18 protein-coding genes and 1 pseudogene are annotated in these 20,194 nt (G+C 61.6%); 13 read left to right on the top strand and 6 right to left on the bottom strand.

Features of this window, described 5'->3' with window-relative positions:
* The first annotated feature begins 16 nt into the window (after positions 1-16).
* Positions 17-301: a hypothetical protein gene (locus tag NK8_RS35690; protein WP_213233361.1), complete on the top strand. Its 285-nt coding sequence runs from the start codon at positions 17-19 to the stop codon at positions 299-301.
* 18 nt (positions 302-319) lie between these two features.
* On the opposite strand, the gene NK8_RS35685 is transcribed toward NK8_RS35690, so the two are convergent.
* The 4 genes from NK8_RS35685 to NK8_RS35670 form a co-directional block, all read right to left on the bottom strand.
* The gene (locus tag NK8_RS35685; RefSeq protein ID WP_213233360.1) at positions 320-1,159 is read right to left on the bottom strand and encodes a universal stress protein; all 840 of its coding nucleotides are present in this window, start codon (positions 1,157-1,159) and stop codon (positions 320-322) included.
* A 42-nt stretch (positions 1,160-1,201) separates the two neighbouring features.
* A complete protein-coding gene (locus NK8_RS35680) occupies positions 1,202-1,522 on the bottom strand; it encodes a c-type cytochrome (RefSeq protein ID WP_213234019.1) in 321 nt (106 codons plus the stop codon).
* A 92-nt stretch (positions 1,523-1,614) separates the two neighbouring features.
* Positions 1,615-2,214, bottom strand: coding sequence for a hemerythrin domain-containing protein (locus NK8_RS35675; protein ID WP_213233359.1), 600 nt, complete (start codon positions 2,212-2,214; stop codon positions 1,615-1,617).
* Positions 2,211-2,897, bottom strand: a complete 687-nt coding sequence (locus tag NK8_RS35670) for a nitroreductase family protein (protein WP_213233358.1) — start codon at positions 2,895-2,897, stop codon at positions 2,211-2,213. The genes NK8_RS35675 and NK8_RS35670 overlap by 4 nt, the downstream gene beginning before the upstream one ends.
* Positions 2,898-3,834: 937 nt before the next feature.
* Between NK8_RS35670 and NK8_RS35665 the strand changes: the two genes are divergently transcribed.
* On the top strand, positions 3,835-4,527 hold the full coding sequence (locus NK8_RS35665) for a CBS domain-containing protein (protein ID WP_213234018.1): 693 nt from the start codon (positions 3,835-3,837) through the stop codon (positions 4,525-4,527).
* Positions 4,528-4,727: 200 nt separating this feature from the next.
* Entirely contained in the window at positions 4,728-7,019 is a 2,292-nt protein-coding gene (locus NK8_RS35660) for a heavy metal translocating P-type ATPase (RefSeq protein ID WP_213234017.1), read from the top strand.
* 33 nt (positions 7,020-7,052) lie between these two features.
* Here the strand turns inward: NK8_RS35660 and NK8_RS35655 are convergent, their stop codons facing one another.
* Entirely contained in the window at positions 7,053-8,018 is a 966-nt protein-coding gene (locus tag NK8_RS35655) for a universal stress protein (RefSeq protein WP_225936554.1), read from the bottom strand.
* 190 nt (positions 8,019-8,208) lie between these two features.
* Here NK8_RS35655 and NK8_RS35650 point away from each other — a divergent pair, with 190 nt between their 5' ends.
* From NK8_RS35650 to NK8_RS43165, 10 genes and pseudogenes are all read left to right on the top strand, one after another.
* A complete protein-coding gene (locus NK8_RS35650) occupies positions 8,209-10,572 on the top strand; it encodes an HAD-IC family P-type ATPase (protein WP_225936553.1) in 2,364 nt (787 codons plus the stop codon).
* Positions 10,569-10,901 (top strand): cation transporting ATPase C-terminal domain-containing protein, encoded by a 333-nt coding sequence (locus tag NK8_RS43170; protein WP_225936552.1) that lies wholly within the window; start codon positions 10,569-10,571, stop codon positions 10,899-10,901. The genes NK8_RS35650 and NK8_RS43170 overlap by 4 nt, the downstream gene beginning before the upstream one ends.
* 12 nt (positions 10,902-10,913) lie before the next feature.
* Positions 10,914-12,098: an AI-2E family transporter gene (locus NK8_RS35645; protein WP_213233357.1), complete on the top strand. Its 1,185-nt coding sequence runs from the start codon at positions 10,914-10,916 to the stop codon at positions 12,096-12,098.
* Positions 12,099-12,216: 118 nt separating this feature from the next.
* Positions 12,217-12,693: a carboxypeptidase-like regulatory domain-containing protein gene (locus NK8_RS35640; protein ID WP_213233356.1), complete on the top strand. Its 477-nt coding sequence runs from the start codon at positions 12,217-12,219 to the stop codon at positions 12,691-12,693.
* A gap of 515 nt (positions 12,694-13,208) precedes the next feature.
* The gene (locus NK8_RS35635) at positions 13,209-13,415 is read left to right on the top strand and encodes a hypothetical protein (protein WP_213233355.1); all 207 of its coding nucleotides are present in this window, start codon (positions 13,209-13,211) and stop codon (positions 13,413-13,415) included.
* A gap of 479 nt (positions 13,416-13,894) precedes the next feature.
* Positions 13,895-14,821 (top strand): hypothetical protein, encoded by a 927-nt coding sequence (locus tag NK8_RS35630; protein ID WP_213233354.1) that lies wholly within the window; start codon positions 13,895-13,897, stop codon positions 14,819-14,821.
* 55 nt (positions 14,822-14,876) lie between these two features.
* A complete protein-coding gene (locus NK8_RS35625) occupies positions 14,877-15,227 on the top strand; it encodes a CBS domain-containing protein (RefSeq protein WP_225936551.1) in 351 nt (116 codons plus the stop codon).
* Between the two features lie 216 nt (positions 15,228-15,443).
* Positions 15,444-16,184, top strand: coding sequence for a BON domain-containing protein (locus tag NK8_RS35620; protein WP_213233353.1), 741 nt, complete (start codon positions 15,444-15,446; stop codon positions 16,182-16,184).
* Between the two features lie 46 nt (positions 16,185-16,230).
* Positions 16,231-16,791, top strand: coding sequence for a phosphoribosyltransferase (locus NK8_RS35615; protein ID WP_367657820.1), 561 nt, complete (start codon positions 16,231-16,233; stop codon positions 16,789-16,791).
* Between the two features lie 703 nt (positions 16,792-17,494).
* Positions 17,495-17,657: pseudogene (locus NK8_RS43165) on the top strand (diguanylate cyclase); the annotation flags it as partial.
* A 77-nt stretch (positions 17,658-17,734) separates the two neighbouring features.
* On the opposite strand, the gene NK8_RS35610 reads toward NK8_RS43165, so the two are convergent.
* Positions 17,735-20,092, bottom strand: coding sequence for an acetamidase/formamidase family protein (locus tag NK8_RS35610; protein ID WP_213233352.1), 2,358 nt, complete (start codon positions 20,090-20,092; stop codon positions 17,735-17,737).
* Between the last annotated feature and the right edge of the window lie 102 nt (positions 20,093-20,194).

The following is a 20,194-nucleotide window of genomic DNA, read 5'->3' as shown; positions in this document are numbered from 1 at the left end:
CGATTCTCAGACTCCGATGAGTGAAACCATGATCCAGGAATTGACGCTTGAAGCTCCGGTTTGCTGCGAAGGGAGCTACATCGAATTCACCGGCAGCGTGGACGGTCGGCAGCAGGCTTTTCGCGTCGAGGCCGACGTGTTTCGCGAATTGTTGCAGGTCAGGCATGTCGACGAAGCGAGCATGAAGAATCTCCTTATGGCCGACCCGGAACATTTTCTGTTCGTCGCGGCCCGCAAGCTCGGCGAGCGGGGTCCAGGTAGCACGCCAATCTATTTGACGCTTGCCGATCTGCTTCGTTGAGGGCGTAGGGTCGCCCCCTCAGTGCGACATCAGGACAGGAAGGTCGGCGTCCCGCAACTCGGAGCGCGTGAGGCCGCCGCGCAGTGTTTCGCGCACGCGTCCATGGTGAAACGCGCCCATGACGAGTAGCCGGACATTCTGCGACTCGAGGTAGGCGGTCAACGCCTCCTCGACATTTGCGCCTCGCGGGGCAGAAAGCTCGATGACATTCGCGCGAACGGAGTGCCGGATTAGGCTTCGAGCAAGGTCAGACGCGGCTGCTCCTGCACCGAGCGGTGAATTTCGGTCGGCGCGGATCGATACGACGTCCACGCGAGTCGCGCAGCGGAGCAGCGGCAGTGCATCGTAAGCGGCGCGCGCTGCTTCCCGGCTGCCGTCCCATGCGATGACCGCCGTCGCATCAAACGGGATCGGTGAACTTTTGCGGGGCCAAACCATTACCGGGCCGCCCGCACCCATGATCATGCCTTCGGGAAAGCGGTCGGCAAGATAGGCGTCGGGCTCGCCCGGATCATGTTGTCCGACGATGGTCAGATCGGCGCATCGCGCATGATCGATCATTGAACGGCCTCCCGTCATCTCGTTCGCCCGCCAGTCGTGTGCCACCTTGGTCAACGCGAGGCGCGCGCGGAACAAGTGTTCGGCGCGCTCGCGACGCTCGCGGCATAGATCCGCAAGCGACACCTCGTAGCGGTGCTGGCGATCCGCCTGGTAGTAGAAGCGGGGATCGAGCGTGAATTCCGAGTACACGCCGCACAGATGAGAGTCAAAGCGCTCGGCGAGCGCGACCGCGGCGTCGAGCCGGTGCGTCGCGTGCGCGCCCGTATCGAGTTGCACGACAATCGTCTTGAAGGTCATGAAAGCCTCGCAAACTGCTGTGCTGGTTGCGCATCGTCCGCTTCAGTGGCTCAGCACCCACTGAACGAGCTCGTGCGCGTCTTCCCTCGAGAGGGGACCGCCGCCTCGCCCGGCAGCCGAAGGCATCGGCTTCTTTCCCCAATGCGCCTCGCCGCCCTGGCGCAGTTTTCTTTCCAGCATGTCGCCCGCGCCGGGTACATCGCGGTAGCGGTCCGCGATCTGTTGAAACGAGGGCGCACGGAAAGGCGTGTCGACCGTATGGCAAAACATGCAGCGCTGCTCGTCGACGAGTCTGGAAGGCTCGGGTGTGTTGAACGCGAGGCAGCGGCCGCAAACACTCACGTATACGCACAGGCCGAGCATTCGGGCCATGCGCGCGCGGGCGTGCCGAAGCGGGCGCCGCCGGCCCGCCTCTGACTCGCGCAATGTCGCAACGGCTCGATCGGACATCGTGCTCACGCGTCCTGACGTGCTTCATTGACTGCCGGCACCGCATCGGCGATCAGGCGATAGAGACTCTCCAGACTCTCGCCTTCGAACGTCGCCTCGCCAAACGGGTCTAGACGGCTCTCGACGGCCGTATCGATGCATGCCCAGTCGGCTTCAGTAAGAAAACGCTCGGCCGCAGGAATGATCACCGTTTCCTCGACGCGCCTGTGGTTCGCGCAAAAGTGGGCGTATTGCTCCATCAGCGTGCTCAGACCAAGTAGCACGGCCTCGCCCTTCAACTCGAAACGAGTGAGCGCATGCTCGAGATTGCGCAGGCGCGCGTCGCCTTCTATATGCTCGCATTGCAATTCATCCAGCACGTCGTCGAAGTCGTCCGTGCGATTTCGTAGCGCAGCGAAGAGGAAGCGATCTTCCATCGGATGATGGAACTGTTCCGGATACTCGCGGATGTAGTAAAGCATTGCGCGCAGCACAATGGGATCGGGTGCCGGGCCGCCTTCGCCGAGCATGCGGACGAAGTCGAGCATCGCCGCCGTGACGGAGGCAAGCCGCTTATGATCGAGTCGGATCACGCGTAGCGTGGCGCGTTCGGTTATGTGGTTCATAGTGCCTCCAATCCGACGGTTCGACGGTTTCCATGTGCGTGCGCGAAGTATCCTACCGTCTGCGCCAGCAGGGGGGTCGATCCGACTGGCAGCTTCAGATTGGCCGCGAGCGCGGTGCGGTTCATCCAGCCGCGGGCGCCCACGGCCAGTTCCGCCGAAGCGCAATACAGATAGACGTTCTGAACGATCGCGCCGGCGCTCGCATACGCGAAGCTTTCGCGCTGGCGGGCGGGCACGTCCTGCATGCGGTTCAGGTCGGCGACGTAGACGAGATCGACGGGCGCATACGAGAGGAAGTCCTGATACCCGGTCGTTGCACGCAGATCGAACGGCGCGGCGAGCACGAGCCGGTGAGCGTCCGGGTCATACCGGTACGAGCCCGCGGCAAGCAGCACGTAGATGTCGATCTCGTAGCCACCGAGCGCGGACGGCGCAGTGCGGCCGCCTTCCGCGTCGCGGTTGATGCCATTGGCGGCCCACAGCAACTCGCTAAGCTCATCCAGATTGATGGATTCATCCGAGAACTCCCGTGAGGTCCGGCGCGCGGCGAGGGCGTCCATCAAGGGCATGCCGCCGAAGCGCATTGGCCGAGGAAGAACGATGGCACCTTGTGGTGCCGTATCGAGCGGACGCGGTGACGCAGCGTTTAGCACGGCGCCGATGCGAAAGAGAGGTCTGGTCATGGTTGCATGCTCGCCAATGCAAGCACCCGATGCGAAGGAGTTGACTGATTCTTCCACCTGACGCGGCATGTCGATTGATCTAAATCAGTCAAGTGCGCCTGAGTCCACCGCTCACATCCAAGCCGCCATGCGCCGGCGAAGAGCACCACGACCCACGGTCGCTTCTCCGATAGGCGTATCCTCGCGACCCGGGTGCAATCCGAAATTACCGTTGAGCCGTGCCTTTGACAGGCCGGACGCGCTGCGGCGGCAATCGAGCCAATTGCCGCCTGGATACGGCTTAGTGCGCGCTTGCCTCGAACCGGCGCGTGTCCCGGTCCACGTCCGAGGCATTCCGCGATTATGGTCGCCGACAGGATGTCGTCTACTGGTGGGGTGGGGTGCTGACCACAGCTTCACGCAGGCCGGCTCTTCTATGGTTGATTCAGGTTAGCCGGAGTGCGGTGAGGGTCACTTCAACGCGCATGACTCAGGTCAAGTGCCCGCATTGGACGCGGCTTTAGAGTGCCGTGGTGCGGGTTTGCTGTGGCGCGTCGAGTCGATCACAATCATTTGCGGCGATGTTCCGGACATGCAGGGGTTCATGGGAATTGCGTTCCACTTGCGTCATGACCCGCGGTACGAGCAGGCGAATCTTGACTTGCGATCCATACTGCTGGTCAGTCCGCGCGCTGGATAGCGCAATTCAATTCGATGTCGACTGATCCAGATCAAGCCGGTGCAGAAGGCGCTTCCAAATAAAAATTGGCTCGATGACCTCGCGCTGATCGGACGTTCTGATAGGTGCCGCACGCTCGTCTCATCGAGTCTGCAATTGGATTGATCTCAGTCAAGCGCGCAGAACCCTGCAAGACGAACAATGGCGCAGAACCATGCGGAGATCCGCGGTCCAAAGCCGTCGAGCGCGACGGCGCTACCCTTCTCGAAGGAGATGAATATGCGAGCAGCCGACATCATGACGACGTCCGTCATATCAGTCAGTCCGGAAACGGCCGTGCGTGACGCCGCAAAGACGATGGTGCTCGGGAACATCAGCGGAATGCCGGTGATCAACGCGACTGGCAGGCTCGTGGGCATGGTGACAGAAGGGGATTTGCTGCACCGGCAGGAAATAGGCACCGGCTCTAAACATCGTGCGTGGTGGCTCGAAATGCTTTCTTCGACACGCGAGCTAGCGGGCAAGTATGTCAAGGAACACGCAGGCAAGGTCAAGGATGTCATGTCGACCGAGGTCGTGACCGTCAACGAGGACTGCACGGTCTCAGCGCTAGCCGAGTTGCTCGAGGGGCGGCGCATCAAGCGGGTACTCGTCGTCCGTGACGGGAAAGTCGTCGGCATCATCAGCCGCGCCAACCTCCTGCGCGCTATCGTTACCTTGACACCCGAGCAACCTGCGCCCGTCGATCACAACGATGCCTGGATACGCAATGAGATTGTGCGTGCCATGAAGGGGGAGCGCTGGGCGGTTGCACCTGAGAATGTCATTGTGAAGGAGGGCGTCGTCCATCTCTGGGGTGTTGTGATGAGTGAGAAAGAACGTCAGGCCGCTCGCGTGGCGGCAGAGAACGTCGAAGGGGTGAGAGAAGTTGTCTCGCACCTCGAGTTCCCCGTGGTGATGCCGGCGGCTTAGAGAAACGTCGCGCTGACACGCCCGCCACTCACGCCTGGCTCGAGGTGACCATGCACGCTGGACAGATTTGCACGCTCACCGTGGTGACATACGATCGCAATACGACGGTCCAACGTCTCACTTGAGCACGCGGCTGACCATTCTTGAAGAAAAGCACCGCGCCTGAGCCCTCCCGTCGACGAGAGCAAGTGTCGATTGTCATGGTGAGCAGATTGCCCTCATTTCATTTTTACGTCGTCGGCGTCACCGCGTTTGGGCTTGCAGTGGGAATGGGTCTGTTCTTAACGGAGCGGCTCGCCATCGCGCACGCGCTCTGGCTTGCCTGCGTGGCGCCTTCGTTCGCAATTTTATGCAAATCGACTGCACACGCATTACGTCGGCGCGAGGCCGGCGTCGATATCCTCGCGCTGCTCTCGATGGGCGTCGCTGCAGCGACCGGCGAATTCCTTACCGCCGCAGTCATCTCGCTGATGGTGGCAGGGGGGAGGGCACTCGAAGCGTTCGCGCAGGCACGCGCGGGCGCCGAGATGACGGCGTTGCTCAAGCTTGCACCGAACTATGGGAACCGGTACGAAGCAGGAGAATGGCGTCAGGTCGATCCGGAAACGATTCGCACAGGAGACCGCTTGCTTGTCCGGGCCGGAGAACAAGTCCCGGTCGACGGCACGCTGGAGCAGGAAGCGGAACTCGACGAGTCCGCACTGACTGGCGAGGCGGCCTTGCGGCCGCGAGTTGCCGGCGAACGCGTTCAGAGCGGCGTGTTGAACGCGGGCGCGCCGTTCGAGATGATCGCAACAGCGGCGGCCCGTGATAGCACGTTCTCCGGCGTCATCCGTATGGTCGAAGCGGCGCAACAGGCGCGTAGTCCAACCGCACGACTGGCGGACCGATACGCGATATTTTTCGTTCCGCTCACTCTCCTTGTCGCGGGCGCATGCTGGATCTTTACCGGCGACATGATCCGCGCTCTTGCCGTGCTGGTCGTCGCAACGCCTTGCCCGCTGATACTCGCTGTGCCCGTCGCGATCGTTTCGGGCATGTCTGCTTGCGCCAGGCGCGGTATGCTGGTCAAGAGCGGCGGCGCGATCGAGCGTCTGGCGCGAGCACAGATTCTCTTCTTCGACAAGACTGGCACGTTGACGAGCGGGCGAGCCCGGCTCGTCGCAATCGAGAGCAGTCCGGGCATCGAACCTGAACGTGTGTTGCAGCAGGCAGCGTCCCTGGCGCAGGCGTCGTCACATGTCGTGGCGGAAGCGCTCACAGTGGCGGCACGTGAGCGCGGTTTCTCGCTCTGTGCGCCGTCGCAGGTCACCGAATGTCCAGGAGCGGGACTCACCGGAACTGTTGAAGGAAAGGCCGTGGCGATCGGTTCATTTTCGCATGCAGTTGCCCGCGCGCACGCGGCGCCATGGAGCGCCGCCTTCCTGCGCCATCTCAATCATGAAGATGGTTCGGCCGTCTTTGTCGACGTGGACGGCGTCATGATCGGCGCCCTTAGGCTCGCAGATCCCATACGGCTGGATACGCCCCGCGCGTTGCGCTTGCTCAGACGCGCAGGCATCCGACGAATTGTCATGTTGACGGGCGACCGGAAAGATGTTGCGGAATGCGTCGGCGCGAGTCTGGGCGTGGATGAAGTTCACTCCGAACAGACGCCCGCCGACAAACTCTCTCTGATCCGGTCTGCACGCGCGGAGGGCGTGGTCGCCATGGTTGGCGACGGCGTCAACGATGCCCCCGCGCTCGCTGCCGCCGATATCGGCATCGCAATGGGCGCACGCGGTGCCGCAGCCTCCGCGCAGGCTGCCGACATTGTGCTGCTGACCGATCGGCTCGACCGACTCGTGGAGGGCCTGGAAATCGCAAGACGATGCCAGCACATCGCCATACAAAGTGCGGCGGCGGGCATGGGATTGTCGATTGCGGCCATGATCGTGGCCGCGATCGGTTACCTGAGCCCCCCCTTCGGCGCTGTATTACAAGAAGTGATAGACGTTGCCGTGATCGGAAACGCACTTCGCGTCCTGCACATCAAACCCAGGTCGCGCCAGCACGTGCTGCCGCATGGCGAGGTGGATCGCTTGCATGCAGCCCACCTCGGACTCGAACCAGTATTGAGCGAAATCAGGCGTCTCGCTGAAGGGTTGCCGGCGCTTCCGAGGCAATCAGTCGCGACGGAGCTGGAAAGAATCAACGAACTCGTGGTGCGTGTTCTGCTGGCGCATGAGAAGGAGGACGATATCCGTCTGTATCCCGATCTCGCCAGGCGGCTCGGCGGAGAAGATCCCATGGCGGCGATGAGCGGTACTCACGCGGTGATCTTTCGCACGATTCACGTGTTACAACGAATAGCGGCGGATCTTCCGGCAGACGGACCGGACGAACAGGGCGTGCAAGAGTTGCAGCGACTGCTGTACGTCCTCGATGCCGTTGTTCGACTGCACTGCGCACAGGAAGACGAACTTTTTCATACACTCGATGACAGCGCCTGAATATTCATGCAGCATTGCGATGCGAGCGTTCTCTCAGCCGAACGCGGAGTTGACTAGCAGAAGCGGTGTGGACGTGATGCCTACCACGCGGCGCGCAACACTCCCAAGTAACCAGCGCGCGGCGCCGCGCCGGCCATGCGTGCCCATGACGAGCAGGTCGGCACGCCATGCATTTGCTTCCCGCACGATCGTATGGGCGATATCGTCCCTGCACTCGCGGGTGCTCAGGATCTCGGCGACTTTCTCTCCGGGAACGTGACCGAGCACGCGGCGCGCGATCGCGATGGCCGACTTGCCTTCTTCCATGAACGCTTCTTCGAACAAGGCAAAAGGCAGGGGATTGCTGAAACGCGTAGCCTTGTCGATAACATAGATCGTCTTTATGCTAGTTTCCGACGTCGCGAACGTCGCACCGACCTGAAGGGCCGGGACGACCTCAGTACTGCCGTCGACAGCGAAGAGGATGCGTCGTGGACCTCGCTCATCTGTCGTTGGGAAACACTCTGGAACGATCAATAAAGGCAGCTTGACGTGGGCGGTCAAGGGCTCGGCTACGTTGCCTTCGATCCAGCGCAACAATCCGTGATGCTGACGCGCACCGATGACCAACAGATCCGCATTCCATTTCTCCGCTACCTCAGCGATTGCATGCAAGACGTCCCCAGCGTGCTTCGATAATTCTATGAGCTCGGTTTCTGCTTGAAGTCCGAACTCGGCAAATACTTCCTGGGCGCGACAAAGCATTTCGCGCCCTCTCTTGGCCAGATCGCTGCGCACAGCGTCGAGCGAAAGCGGGATTCTGTCCGGAAGGGGCAGCGGGACTTGCGGGTTCTCGACCACGCTGACAAGACGCACGAGCATTCCAGGAGAGACGAACCTGCATGCGTAGCGAAGCGCGTTTTCCGAAGCAGGAGAAGCGTCAAGGGCGATAAGTACCCGTCGCGGCCGATAGGCTTCGGCCGAATTTCCGATCGTTTCCATTTGCGCATAGCGGGCCATCGCTTTGCCGCTCCCTTCATGTTTGCAATAGGCCCATGTTGCTTCCGCTCACGTCGGCGAGGTTGATCTAAATCAGACCCGGTGCTGCTTTCGAACGCAGGATGATGGATGAAAGTACACGCAAACGCCGCTGTGCCATGCCGCGCGCATGCTGCCGGAGTTTTTGGGAAACGTGATCGGATGAAACTGCATGACCGTCACCGGCAACAAGAATTGGCACACGAACAGCGCACAACGCGTTGCGCTCGAGCTCAAGGCTGACCTCGACCAGGGGCTCGATTCCAGTGACGCCGCGCAGCGCCTCGTCCACCACGGGCCGAATGAAACCGCGCGCGAGCGATCGCGCTCGATCATCTCGCATATTGCCTCGCAGTTCACGGATACCATCAATGTCGTGCTGCTTGCCGCAGCGGGAATCGGCGCCATAACAGGAGAAGTCGAGGACGCACTTGCGATCGTTGCACTCGTGTTGCTCAACGGCGCAGTCGGTGCGCTCCAGAGCGTGCGTGCGGAACAAGCGCTAGCAGAACTGAGAAATCTTGGCGCTTTCCGCGCGACGGTCATTCGAGGCGGCGATCGCATGACAGTTCCCGTGAGCGAGGTCGTGCCGGGCGATCTCGCGCTCCTCGAAGCGGGTGCGAGAGTGCCCGCAGACATGCGGCTCACCGCGTGCGTGCAGCTGAAAATCAGCGAGGCCGCATTGACAGGAGAATCGTTACCAGTCGATAAGGCAGTGGCGACGCTTGCGGACGTTCATGCTTCGCTTGCCGAACGTACCAACATGGCCTACATCGGCACGAGCGTCGACTACGGCCGCGGATCCGGAATCGTCGTCGCGACGGGCATGGAAACAGACCTCGGCAAGATTGCTGCACTCCTCAAGAACGTCGAGGCGCCGCGCACACCGCTACAGAAGCGTCTGGCGCCGTTCGGACGCCAGTTGGGCATCGCCATCGCGATCATGTGCCTCGGGTTCTTCGCTGCGGGCATCGCGCGCGGTGAATCGGTTCCGCTGATGCTACTGACGTCGATCAGTCTTGCAGTGGCTGCAATCCCCGAGGCGTTGCCGACCGTACTCACTATCATGCTTGCGCTCGGCGCACGCAATCTGGCGCGGCGTTGCGCGCTTGTGCGCAAGCCGTCAGCCATCGAAACGATCGGCTCGGTGAGCCACATCTGTACCGACAAGACCGGAACCCTGACGCTCAACGAAATGCACGCTGTCGACTTCGCGCCGTCGGGGCGCGGGCGAATGGCACACGTGCTTGAAGGAGGAGTTCTCGATCAGGAGGCGCTGCCGCTGTTATCGGCCGCGGTTTCGAGTTGCAATTCTGACGCTGGCGCACGTGAGCGTCTCACGGGACGATGGCTCGGTGACCCGACCGAAGTCGCGATATGGCGCGCCGCAGTCGACGCCGCGATCGATCCTGGCACGTTCAATGAAGGCTGGAGACGCATCATCGAACTGCCATTCGACTCGAAGCGCATGCGAATGACGGTCGTCTACCAGACGAGCGAGGGCTTCACGGCCTATATGAAGGGCGCGCCCGAGGCGATCGTTGCACGCTGCACCTCGGCTTCCGGCGAACCTGCGATTGCATTCGATCGGGCGGCGCGACTGGCTATCGCGGCGTTGATGGCTGCCGATGGTGAGCGCGTGCTGGCAGTTTCGAAGCGCGAGTGGCGCTCGTCACCGCTGATCGATCGTGACGCAGAATTGGTCGAGACCGGTCATACACTCCTCGGGTTTGTCGGTATGCAGGACCCTCCGCGCCCGAATGCCCGGCACGCCGTCGATGTGTGCAAGGCCGCCGGCATCGTACCTGTAATGATCACCGGCGATCACCCTGTCACCGCACGAGCGATCGCACGGTCGCTCGGTATCGTCGCCGACGACCGGTCGGTTCTGACCGGCCCCGAACTCGAAACGTTGTCGGATGAAGCACTGGCTCAAAAGATCGGGAGCATCGGTGTATTTGCGCGGCTCGATCCGTCGCAGAAGATTCGGATTGTGCAGGCGTTGCAGGCGCGAGGGCATTGCGTGGCGGTCACGGGCGACGGCATCAACGACGCGCCTGCGCTGACCCGCGCCGGCATCGGGGTGGCGATGGGTATGCGCGGCACGGACGTGGCCCGGGAGGCAGCGAGCATTGTGCTGCTCGACGATGATTTCAGCACGATCGTCGCCGGCATCAAGGAAGGGCGGCGCATCTATGACAACATCAGGAAATTTGTCCGCTATGCATTGACATGCAACACTGCGGAACTCTGCGTCGTCGCAGTAGCACCGTTCCTGGGCTTGCCGCTGCCGTTGCTTCCGATCCAGATTCTCTGGATCAATCTTGTTACCGACGGTTTGCCTGGACTGGCGCTTGCCGCAGAACCCGCGGAGCCCGACGTCATGCGTCGCTCGCCCCGCGCAACGGGCGAGACTCTTTTTGCGGCGCGGATGTGGGCAGCAGATCGTATGGGTATCGATCGCCATGTCGGGCGTGACGCTGGCCACGCAAGCCTATGCTTTGAAGGGCGGATCAGTCGCAGTGGCAAACCATGACCTTCGTGGTGCTGTCGCTCTCGCAAATGGGACATGTCATGGCCATCCGGTCGGCGCGCAGGTCGACTTTCGAACTCGGCCTGTTCTCCAATCGGCCGCTTGCCGGAGCCGTTGCATTGACGATCACGTTGCAGATAGCGACCATCTATGTGCCGTTCATGAATGATGTCCCAGGGACCGCTCCGCTCGATGCATGGCATTTGGCCGGTGCGCTTGCACTGTCCTGCGGCATATTCGTGCTGGTGGAGGGAGAAAAATACGCGGTGCGTCACGGGCTGTTTCGATGGAACAGCCAAGACGTGTCTCAGCACGACCAGCCGATTCTATAGGGCGATAGCAAATTGAAAGAGCGAACATCTGCGTCGAATGCATCGTGGCTTGCTCCCATCGTTATTCTCGCGCTGGGGGCACTGCTCGTTCGCCCCTTCATCGCCCGTGTACTGTGGGCGTTCATTCTTGCCTATGCAACGTGGCCCCTGTACATGGTCATCCGCAAGGGCCTGCGTGGAGGTGCGTCGTTGAGCGCGCTGATGATGACCGTCTCGGTCGCACTGGTCATCGCCGGGTTGACGATTGCCATTGCGGTGCCGTTGGCGCGCGAGGTCGCCGAGTTAGCCAATCGACTCGTCGCATGGAGTGGCGGAGAGCCGAAGCGGCTTGCATCAGTCGTCGCGGACCTTCCGGTCGTCGGCGCGAAACTATCCGAGCTGATACGCGAAGCGCCAGCCTTGCGGAAAGATCTCGCATTTCCAGGCGACGAATGGCTAAGCGTCATGTCGAAGGCGGGCCGCAATGCGCTGCTGTTCGGCTTCACTTTCATTGCGCTTTACTTCACCTATCGGCACGGCGAATCGCTGATTGTGAAGGTACGTGGAGTATTGGAACCGCTCATCGGTCCGAGACTCGATGCTTACGTCGTGGCATTTCGCAGCGTTACGCGTGCGGTGCTCATCGGCGTCCCGGTTACTGCGGTCGGGCAAGCGGCGTGCGCTGGCGTGGGCTACTGGGCGGCAGGCGTCGATGAACCGCTCTTGCTGACGTTGCTGACAGCACTTGCGGCGCTCGTGCCATTCGGCGCGCTCCTCGTCTGGCTGCCCACCGGAGTCGCCCTGCTCATGGATGCAAATCCATGGGGCGGCATCGGCCTGCTGCTGTGGGGCGCGCTGGCCGTCAGCTCGATCGACAATGTCATCCGGATGGTGGTCATCGTCAATGCGGTGCGCATGCTGTTCGCCATCGCGTTGCTCAGTATCATCGGAGGTGTTGCCGCGTTCGGACTGATCGGGTTGTTCGCGGGCCCGCTCGTGGCGGAAATGCTGCGCATCCTATGGGATGAACGGATACACGCTGCGCAGAACGATGGGACGCGCAGCGAAGTTGACCTCACGAAGTCCATGTCGCGCCGCTCGTTACACCTTGACCAACATCGTCCGACGAGTGCTGCGCGCGCGATGATGCGCCTAGGAGCGCGACGATGTCGCGACCCGGTGCGGGAGCGGCCGGCCCCGACGCATCGTGCGATGTGATGCCGCGCATTGGAAGTGCTGTCCGCTTGACCTGGGTCAACCGAATCGCGTGAGTGCGACGGATGTTTAGATTCACCGACCCTTCGCCATCTCTTCATGCGAATCTGGAGGCTCAAACATGCGTATCGTCGATCGTCCGATTCTTCGCACATCGCTCGGTATCGCGCTTCTCTTCGGCGCGCACACGGCCTTATCTCAACCCTTGCCGGAGCCCGTCAGCCGCGACGGCATGCTGTTCGTTACAGGCGGGGTTGGCATCGACGAAGCGAAAGCATTCCAGGCAGCTGCGCCTCGATACAGCCTGCGCCTGACTTTTGCAACGCCTTCAGGCAGCTATCTTTCCGACGTCGATGTGACGGTTGCGACCGATGCTGGTCGCCCGATGCTGCATGCCCGTACCGATGGCCCGTTCCTTTTCATCATGCTGCCCGCAGGCCGCTACCGCATTGTCGTGAACCGAGGTGGGGCGGACGTCAACCGCCTGGTGACGGTGCCGCCTCGTGGGGGCGTGCAATTGAACGTGCTGATGCCGGACACGCCTGTATCGACGGCCGCTCGTCGTTGCCCGCGCTGCAGCGCCTCGGCCGAGCCTTAGCGCACGGTGCATAACCACAGTGACGCATCTTCATCGAGTTCGCGCACGCTTGGCGCGTTGAAGTTCCGCGCGGCCTCGGGCGGAAAGAATGAACCGGCGAAAGCGACCTTGACAGTGCGATGAATCGTGCCGTCACGTTCTCGATTCGATTGTTGCTGGCCGCGGCTCCGAGCGGCGTGCTCAAAACTCCACGCTGAGATAACTTGGCACGCTGGTCGCAAGCTTCGATGTCGCGAGCGCCGGTTGCTGCGCGACCATGCGATCGATCGTCATCCGCAGTGAGGCGACCGGTATCGCGTTTTAAAGTGCCGACCGTGTCACATTCAATGGTAGTGCATCGGCTCCGGTGTTCTGGGCGATCTGCATAGCGGCGCGGCCAGCGACTCGCGGACGATGTCCGCACCAGTTCGCCACGTAGCCGATTCGTCGTCACGCGGCATGAGAGCGGAACGCGTTCGTAATAGCGCCACACCGCCGCTTACCTCGATGCCTTCCTCCACCGTTGCGCGTGTTGCATGAAACGCGTCCTCGAAGCCGCTCTTTCGCTCGCGCAATCCCGTTTCGGTGGCGGCGCCGACCCGGATAACGGCTGCGCCACCCGAGAGTTTGGCTTGGCGCTGATCGAGCGCCTCGCGTTCGTATTTCGTTTTCGCATCTTCAAGACGCGTTCTGAGGCCAACGCCGCGGTCCGCCACAGCATGTCCATCCGTTTGCCGCGATGAGAATCGCTTTTTCACGACCCACTCGACGCGCCGCGCGTTGCCGAGAGCGGCGAGCTGTTCGCCGCGCGCGTCGCCGAAGGCGGGCGAGCAGATCGCACATGACCTAGTGTGCCGCGCACATTATTGATGACCAGGGACGCAAGCGCTTCGCCTTCGACTTTGTTGGCAACGGTCAGGGCGGCTAGCCCCTTCCATTGACGGCCCCGAGCACCGGCCGCAATGCGCAATAGAGCTAATGTCGATCGACCAGCTAGATGGCGTTTGCTACGACTACGCCTGAATTTGCGACGGCAGGCCGAGGCGCATCGGAAGGTTTGACTTGCATCAAGCGGACGTCCGATGCGAGACGCCTGAGTCCTGTGCCTCGACGCGCCTTGCAATTGATCCGTATCAAATGTGTCCGGCTCGACGGCGGTAATCTGGTTGCACGACTGTCCAAGGCGAAAACGAATATCGGTTCTTCTTGGAGGAAGCGAAAGATGAGTGAAGGCAACCCCTCGACCCTGAAACACTTCCGCGCGCAAGACGGAAATCACGTCACCTATCTCAATGTGCATGGCGCTTCTCCCGGCACGTCTGTCACGGTGCTGGTGCCCTCGACGTGGGCGTCGGCTTGCGCGGAAGCGTGGCTCATCGGGGAAGGCTTGCATCGTGAAGAGGGTATGCGCAGCCTAAAGCGAGCAGACAGACTGAATGCGGACAGCGCCGCTGCACTGGTGCACGAACTCGTGTTTGAAATCGGCGTGCACGTCAGATGTGTGCCGGAGGGTGAGGCGATCGACGCGCTCGTCAATGATCTTCGAACGTTCCTCGCATTTGCGGTCCGATATGAACAGTCACCCGAGGGCAAGGAAAGGATGCTCAGGATTATTCTCGACAACGAGACATTTCCCGTGGGCAGCCTGCAAACGTTGGACCACGGTTTTGCCGTCGCCATCGAGGCCTACTTGCTTGGCGTTTTGCTGCGTCTATGTTCTCTGCAGGAACAGGCGCTTCGAAGCGGCGAGGTGGCAGATGCCAGGGATGTAAGCGCATGTGCAGCCATGGCCGCCCGTACAGGGCATGCCGCGATCGATACGCTCGTGATGCTCAAGGCGGCTCACGTCGGTCCTGTCGCCTCAGAGCGTGAGGCAGGTGGATGCCGGGACACGGGCGATCAGCGCGAGTGCTGGTGGTGGCGCCGCTACAGCTATGAGATCGACGGAATGCGGCGCTATTCCCGCTGCTGGGCGGGCGACGGGGTAGCGGAGGACAACCTGAAAACCCCGATCGAGATCGAACGAACGCTGGAAATCCAACGGATTTCGGCACGCTTGGAAAACGAGTTACTGCCCCCCGTTCGCCATACGGTCGCGTCGCTGCAACGGATCGCGGAAATGGTCCAGCGGGAGCGCACGGCGTCTTGACGACTGTGGGGCGCGCGGTCATGTTGGCAGCGCGCGAATCTTAGAGGAGATTCATATGAAGGTCGCAGATACCTGTAGCAACGGTACGGTGCACATTCCCATGTCATGCACCCTGCAAGAGACGACCAGGCAAATGCGCGGTCAGCACGTCGGTGCGCTTGCGGTCACGGAAGACGGAAAGTCGAGTCGCGTCATCGGCGTCATCACCGACCGCGACATCGTCCTGAACGCCGTGACGCATGGCATTGAAACGGCCGATATTCTCGTCGGCGAAGTCATGACACCGGGCATGCTGATGGTGGATGCGCAAGCCGATAGTGTCGATGCCATGCAGACGGTGCTCAGGCACGGAGTGCGGCGTCTCGCGGTCACGTGCGGAGAGGATCAGGTTGTCGGCGTTGTGTAGCTCGATGACCCTTATGGAAGAGTTTGGGCGCGACTTCGCGATGCTGTCTACGCTACTCGCAAACGCTCGCAGTCGCGAGCGTTCGTGCAGCGTGCAGTCGACGTTGCATATGTAGCGGAGGCATGCACCGTGACAAGGGCCGGGGTTTGTTCGTCGCTCGCGGACCATACGATGTGGCTCGAGTTGCGGGCCGTCTCTCTGTTTAGGACGATTGACATGAATACGCTGACGATGTCGCCGACAAATGTTGCCGCACCTTGTCCAAACGTGGCCGCAGAGCAGCGCGCCGCCGAGGGCTCATCGCAGATAGACAACGCGCTGTTCGTCGCAATCGGCGAAGCACTGCGGCAGGACGCTCGCCTTGCGCGAGAACCGGTGTTTGCGGATGTTCATGATGGGCGCGTGACGCTTCGGGGAGAGGTCAGACGCTACGCGAACAAGCTGGCCCTATGCGAGGTCGTCGGTGCGCTGCCGGGCGTTGCCTCGGTCAAAGACTGCTTGGTGGTGACCCTGCCGCATGATGCGCAACGCACGGATGCCGCGCTGGCTATCAATCTTCGCGCAGCGCTGAAATGGGAGGCAGGGCTTCCTGACGAAGCCATTGAGGTCGGCGTCTTGCATGGCTGCGCCACCTTGTCGGGTGAGGTGCCGTGGTCGTTTCAACGAAAACTCGCGGAGCAGGTCGTCGCGCGTCTGACCGGCGTCACCGAAGTAGTCAACCTGTTGCGTGTGAGTGACCGGCAGATGCGAATGCAGGTAATTTCACGTATCCACGCAGCCTTGCGTCGCGCGGCCGACATCGAAGCAGACGATATCGAGGTCCTGGTTGCCGACGGCGCGGTGGCGCTGCGAGGAACAGTATCGTCGCCTGTCGCAAAGAAGGTCACATACGACGCAGTTAGTTCGCTCGACGGAGTTCGCACCGTCCGCGACGAGACCCGCATCAGGCACGACTGACTGTGCCGAATCGATATCGAGTGTTTCTTGCAAGCCCGAGGCAAGCATGAGTTTTTCATTCGTCGACAGATCCGACGCGGGAATCAAGCTCGCGCATGCACTTCACGCGTTTGCCGATCGAAGCGATGTTGTCGTCCTCGCGCTGCCGCGCGGCGGCGTGCCAGTGGCGGTCGAGATTGCACGAATGCTGAATGCGCCACTGGACGTGCTGGTCGTGAGGAAGCTTGGTGTGCCTCACGATCCGGAGCTGGCGATGGGCGCGATCGCAAGCGGGGGCGTGACCTTCATCAACGAACCCTTTGTGCGCGCGTACCGTATATCGCCCGAGCAATTATCCGATGTCATTGCGCAACAACGGGTCGAGTTGCAGCGGCGGGAGCGGTTGTACTGCGGATTGCGCGAACCGGTGTCGATCGAGGGCAAGACCGTCATCCTGGTTGACGACGGCATTGCGACCGGCTCGTCGATACGCGTCGCACTGTCGACGCTTCGATCGAGGCATGCGGGACATGTCGTGATTGCGGTTCCAGTGGCCCCCGAGAATTTCAGGCATGAAATCGAGAAGGCGGGCGCCCAGTTCGTCTGCCGCATTCAGCCACGAATATGATGGGTGTCGGCACCTTCTATCAGTATTTCGATCAGGTCCGCGATGACGAAGTCACGCGCATTCTCGCGAGCGGCTCGCGCAAATTGCTGACCAGAGAACTTGAGATGGTGTGTTCAGCAGTGTGCCGTGCAGCCATCCAAGACTCCTTTCCATTCGATTCGTGACCTGGGTCAACGCCTGCTCAACAGGCCATCGGACCATGATGCCCTTCTTTGATGTGGCGTCCAAGTGCGACTTCGCTTTTCTCGGCGAGGCGATTCACTAGCGCGCCGTATCCCGGCGAACATGCCAAGCCGCCGGCGTGTGTGGGTATCTCAGGATGGAAGGCGATTTCCATCGAGAATACGCGATTCGGGACGTTGAAAGAACGAAGCGATCGAGAGCGTGTGGCTCGCGAGTGGCATCTAAGAAGTGTGCAATGCCCGGGCGGTGGAATCGTTTGTCACCCTTTCAACATGCCAATGGCCGGGTGCAGGCTGGATGCCCTGATCACCGTGCCAGCGTTCGGCCGGTCTCACCCTCGAGTGGCCCTTGTGCTGGAAAGACGTCGAATGCTTCGAGCACGCAGAGCAAGCTCTTATCCTCTAACCGCGGACGTCGAACTTCCTCATTGCAGTGAGGTAAGAAGGGCCCGGTCGTCAATTATGACCTGCCAGTTGACGACTTTATTTCGCAAACGGTGACGAATTTATTTTTATCTACGGATGTCGAGCATGTGTGGCGCGTGAAGGCGATTCCTTTCATGGTGAGCATCGGCGAGGTGAGACGCGATGCCGGCGAGCGCGACGTGGATGCGCTCATGCGGCGCGGACCGGGCGTTGTATCATGCGAAGGCGGCGGGGCGTAATCGTGTCAAGGTTAGATGAACGCGGTGACGTACTCTCCTGCTGGAAACCGTGGCGGCGTCGGGTAGAAGCGGTCTGCAAGAAGCGCGAGTCCGCACTTAATCCGTGAACAACGCCTTGCGGATGATCGCGTGCACGCCCCAGTTGCCATCGACGACTTGCGTGACGCCGAAGTCCACCGCCACCGACATCAGCGAGATGGCTTCGTCTTCAGTGAGTTCCTTGGTGGACATCAGAAAACGCCGCGTCTTGATGAAGGCATCGCGCATGGCCTGATCCAGCGTTGACTTCTGATAGACCTCGCTTTGCGCGCTGGTGCCGAATTCGGCCAGATAGTCGGGATGGCTGAAGCCGTGCAGCACCCATTCATCGGCGGTTTCGACGAGCGGATACGTGAGGTCTGCGAACGACTGCGAGGCAAGCGTGGACTTCTTGTGCAGGATCAGTTCGAAGTCGCCGGTGAGCGAGCATTCGATGGCCGTGCCGCACAACTCGGAATCTCCTTGCGACGCGTGCGGATCACCGATTGACAAGAGCGCCCCGGCCACGCCGACCGGCAGAAACACGCTTGCGCCCGGGCCGACGCGCCAGTTGTCGAGATTGCCGCCGAAGGCCGAAGGCGGAATCGAATCGATCAGACCGTTCTGCTGCGGCGCCACGCCGATCACGCCGAAATGCGGTCGCACGGGAATGGTCACGTTCTTCAGCACGTCGTGATTCTCGACCACGCTCGCGTGGTCCACCGGCACGCCCGGATAATCGATGATCGGATGCAGTACGCCGAAAGGATCGCGCTGCGGCGTCCAGCGATAGTTGTAGACGGCGCGCGCATAGGCGCTGTCGTCGCGCGCGTTGTCCGTGAGGATCTCGTAGATGGTTACGACTTCACGCGGCTTCGGTTCGGTGAGCAGCTCGCGATAATGAAAGCCCCACCACGCCGCTACGTTGCTGCCGAACGCGCGGCCGTGGAACTTCGGATTCTTGCAGCGGCGAGGATGTATATCGACGATGCGCACTTCGAGCACATCGCCCGGTTGCGCGCCCGTCACCGCAATCGGCCCGGTGCAGATATGCACGCCGAAGCCTTCGCCCGCGCCGCGTCCATAGATGGAGGCGTTCATCGGCCCCGCGCCGCGACGGTCGACGTTCTTGCGTTCGGGTGTCCAGTGGAACACACTCTCCGCGCCAGGATCGCCCGCGATCATGCGGTCCCAGTCATCCGACGCATGCTGCGTGAGCGCTTCGACCGTCACCGTATCGCCGCTCGCGACTTCGAGCACGGGCTTGAGATCGTGGCTGAAATAGCCCCAGTGCACCGTGTTCGCCGTTGCGCGCAGCAAATGATGCCGCGGCCTGCCGCCCGTCCGCGCGGGCCGCGCTTGCACGGCATCGCTTTCTTCGCGCAGGGCGACGAGCGTGTCGCCCGTCTCTTCACTGCGCGCTTGCGCGATCAGACTCGCGGCGTTCACCGGCAGCCCGCGCGATAGCGAATGCACGAGATGGCGCGCGAGTTCCAGGTTCGCTTCGTGCCGGAACGTGCGGGGCGATGCGCCATAACGCTCGCGGAACACGCGGCTGAAGTGCGCCGGATCGTTGAATCCCCAGCGAAAGCAGATCTCGGATATGGAGACTTTCTCCGAGAGCGGATCGGCCAGTTCCGCGCGGCAGCGTTCGAGGCGGCGCGAGCGCACATAAGTCGAGAAACTCTGTCCGGCGAGTTCGAACAGCTTCTGCACGTAACGCGGCGACACGCGTTCGTCTTTGGCGAGCGAGGTCACGCTCAGGGTTGAATCGGCGAGATGCGTTTCGATAAAGCGGCACAGTCGCGCGAACAAGGCCGACTGCGGCGGCGTCAGCCCGTTGAACGAACCTTTGCGTTCCTGTCCGGCAAGACAGGCCACGAGCATTTCGGCGAGCGCGAGTTCGGTGGGACGCAACTCCTCCGCGCTCAGCGTTTCGAGGCTTTCCACGACTGAACGCAGAAAGCCCGAGAAGATGTGGCCGATGCCCGCCGCGCCGGGCAGCAATGCCACGCGCAACGAGAGCGGCGAGATGACACGCGCGTTGATGGCGCTCTTAGGCGCCCGGACGATGAACGCGCGAAAGCGTCCCGCGAAAACCAGTGACGCGCTCTGTCCCGGCGCTGCATACACGATGTCATGCGGGCTCACGCGCTCGCGTAGACCATCGGCGATGAGCGTGGTGTCGCCATCGATCAGCAGCACGAGCATGAGACTGTCCGCATGATCCGCGCTCATCTGCAGCGTCTGCGCGGCCGAGGCGATGGTCGTGAATTCGATCCCGCCCGCTGATACGCGTGAGGTCAGCGTGCCGTGCAGACCGCGTTCGCCGCCTTCGATCTTTCCGCGCCATCCGAGACGTGCGAGCGCCGCGCTCCATTCATGCCGGCGTTCGAACTCGGGATACGACTCGGTGGTGAAGCGCGACAGGTTCAACGGACACTCCACGATAGGCGAAGCAGGAAGAGCATTCCAAAAGCAACCTTCACGCCATCGCGATGCTCACGGCGCCGGGTGCATCGCGTATCGAAGACAGTG

The sequence above is a fragment of the Caballeronia sp. NK8 genome, assembly GCF_018408855.1.
Lineage (GTDB): Bacteria > Pseudomonadota > Gammaproteobacteria > Burkholderiales > Burkholderiaceae > Caballeronia.
This window is presented reverse-complemented; position numbering and strand designations above follow the sequence as displayed.

Coding starts and splice junctions, on each gene's coding strand:
- NK8_RS35620 (WP_213233353.1), top strand. CDS start 15,444: ATGAATACGCTGACGATGTCGCCGACAAATGTTGCCGCACCTTGTCCA.
- NK8_RS35655 (WP_225936554.1), bottom strand. CDS start 8,018: ATGGCCCGCTATGCGCAAATGGAAACGATCGGAAATTCGGCCGAAGCC.
- NK8_RS35650 (WP_225936553.1), top strand. CDS start 8,209: ATGACCGTCACCGGCAACAAGAATTGGCACACGAACAGCGCACAACGC.
- NK8_RS35625 (WP_225936551.1), top strand. CDS start 14,877: ATGAAGGTCGCAGATACCTGTAGCAACGGTACGGTGCACATTCCCATG.
- NK8_RS35660 (WP_213234017.1), top strand. CDS start 4,728: ATGGTGAGCAGATTGCCCTCATTTCATTTTTACGTCGTCGGCGTCACC.
- NK8_RS35630 (WP_213233354.1), top strand. CDS start 13,895: ATGAGTGAAGGCAACCCCTCGACCCTGAAACACTTCCGCGCGCAAGAC.
- NK8_RS35615 (WP_367657820.1), top strand. CDS start 16,231: ATGAGTTTTTCATTCGTCGACAGATCCGACGCGGGAATCAAGCTCGCG.
- NK8_RS35670 (WP_213233358.1), bottom strand. CDS start 2,897: ATGACCAGACCTCTCTTTCGCATCGGCGCCGTGCTAAACGCTGCGTCA.
- NK8_RS43170 (WP_225936552.1), top strand. CDS start 10,569: ATGACCTTCGTGGTGCTGTCGCTCTCGCAAATGGGACATGTCATGGCC.
- NK8_RS35675 (WP_213233359.1), bottom strand. CDS start 2,214: ATGAACCACATAACCGAACGCGCCACGCTACGCGTGATCCGACTCGAT.
- NK8_RS35690 (WP_213233361.1), top strand. CDS start 17: ATGAGTGAAACCATGATCCAGGAATTGACGCTTGAAGCTCCGGTTTGC.
- NK8_RS35640 (WP_213233356.1), top strand. CDS start 12,217: ATGCGTATCGTCGATCGTCCGATTCTTCGCACATCGCTCGGTATCGCG.
- NK8_RS35665 (WP_213234018.1), top strand. CDS start 3,835: ATGCGAGCAGCCGACATCATGACGACGTCCGTCATATCAGTCAGTCCG.
- NK8_RS35685 (WP_213233360.1), bottom strand. CDS start 1,159: ATGACCTTCAAGACGATTGTCGTGCAACTCGATACGGGCGCGCACGCG.
- NK8_RS35635 (WP_213233355.1), top strand. CDS start 13,209: ATGAAACGCGTCCTCGAAGCCGCTCTTTCGCTCGCGCAATCCCGTTTC.
- NK8_RS35680 (WP_213234019.1), bottom strand. CDS start 1,522: ATGCTCGGCCTGTGCGTATACGTGAGTGTTTGCGGCCGCTGCCTCGCG.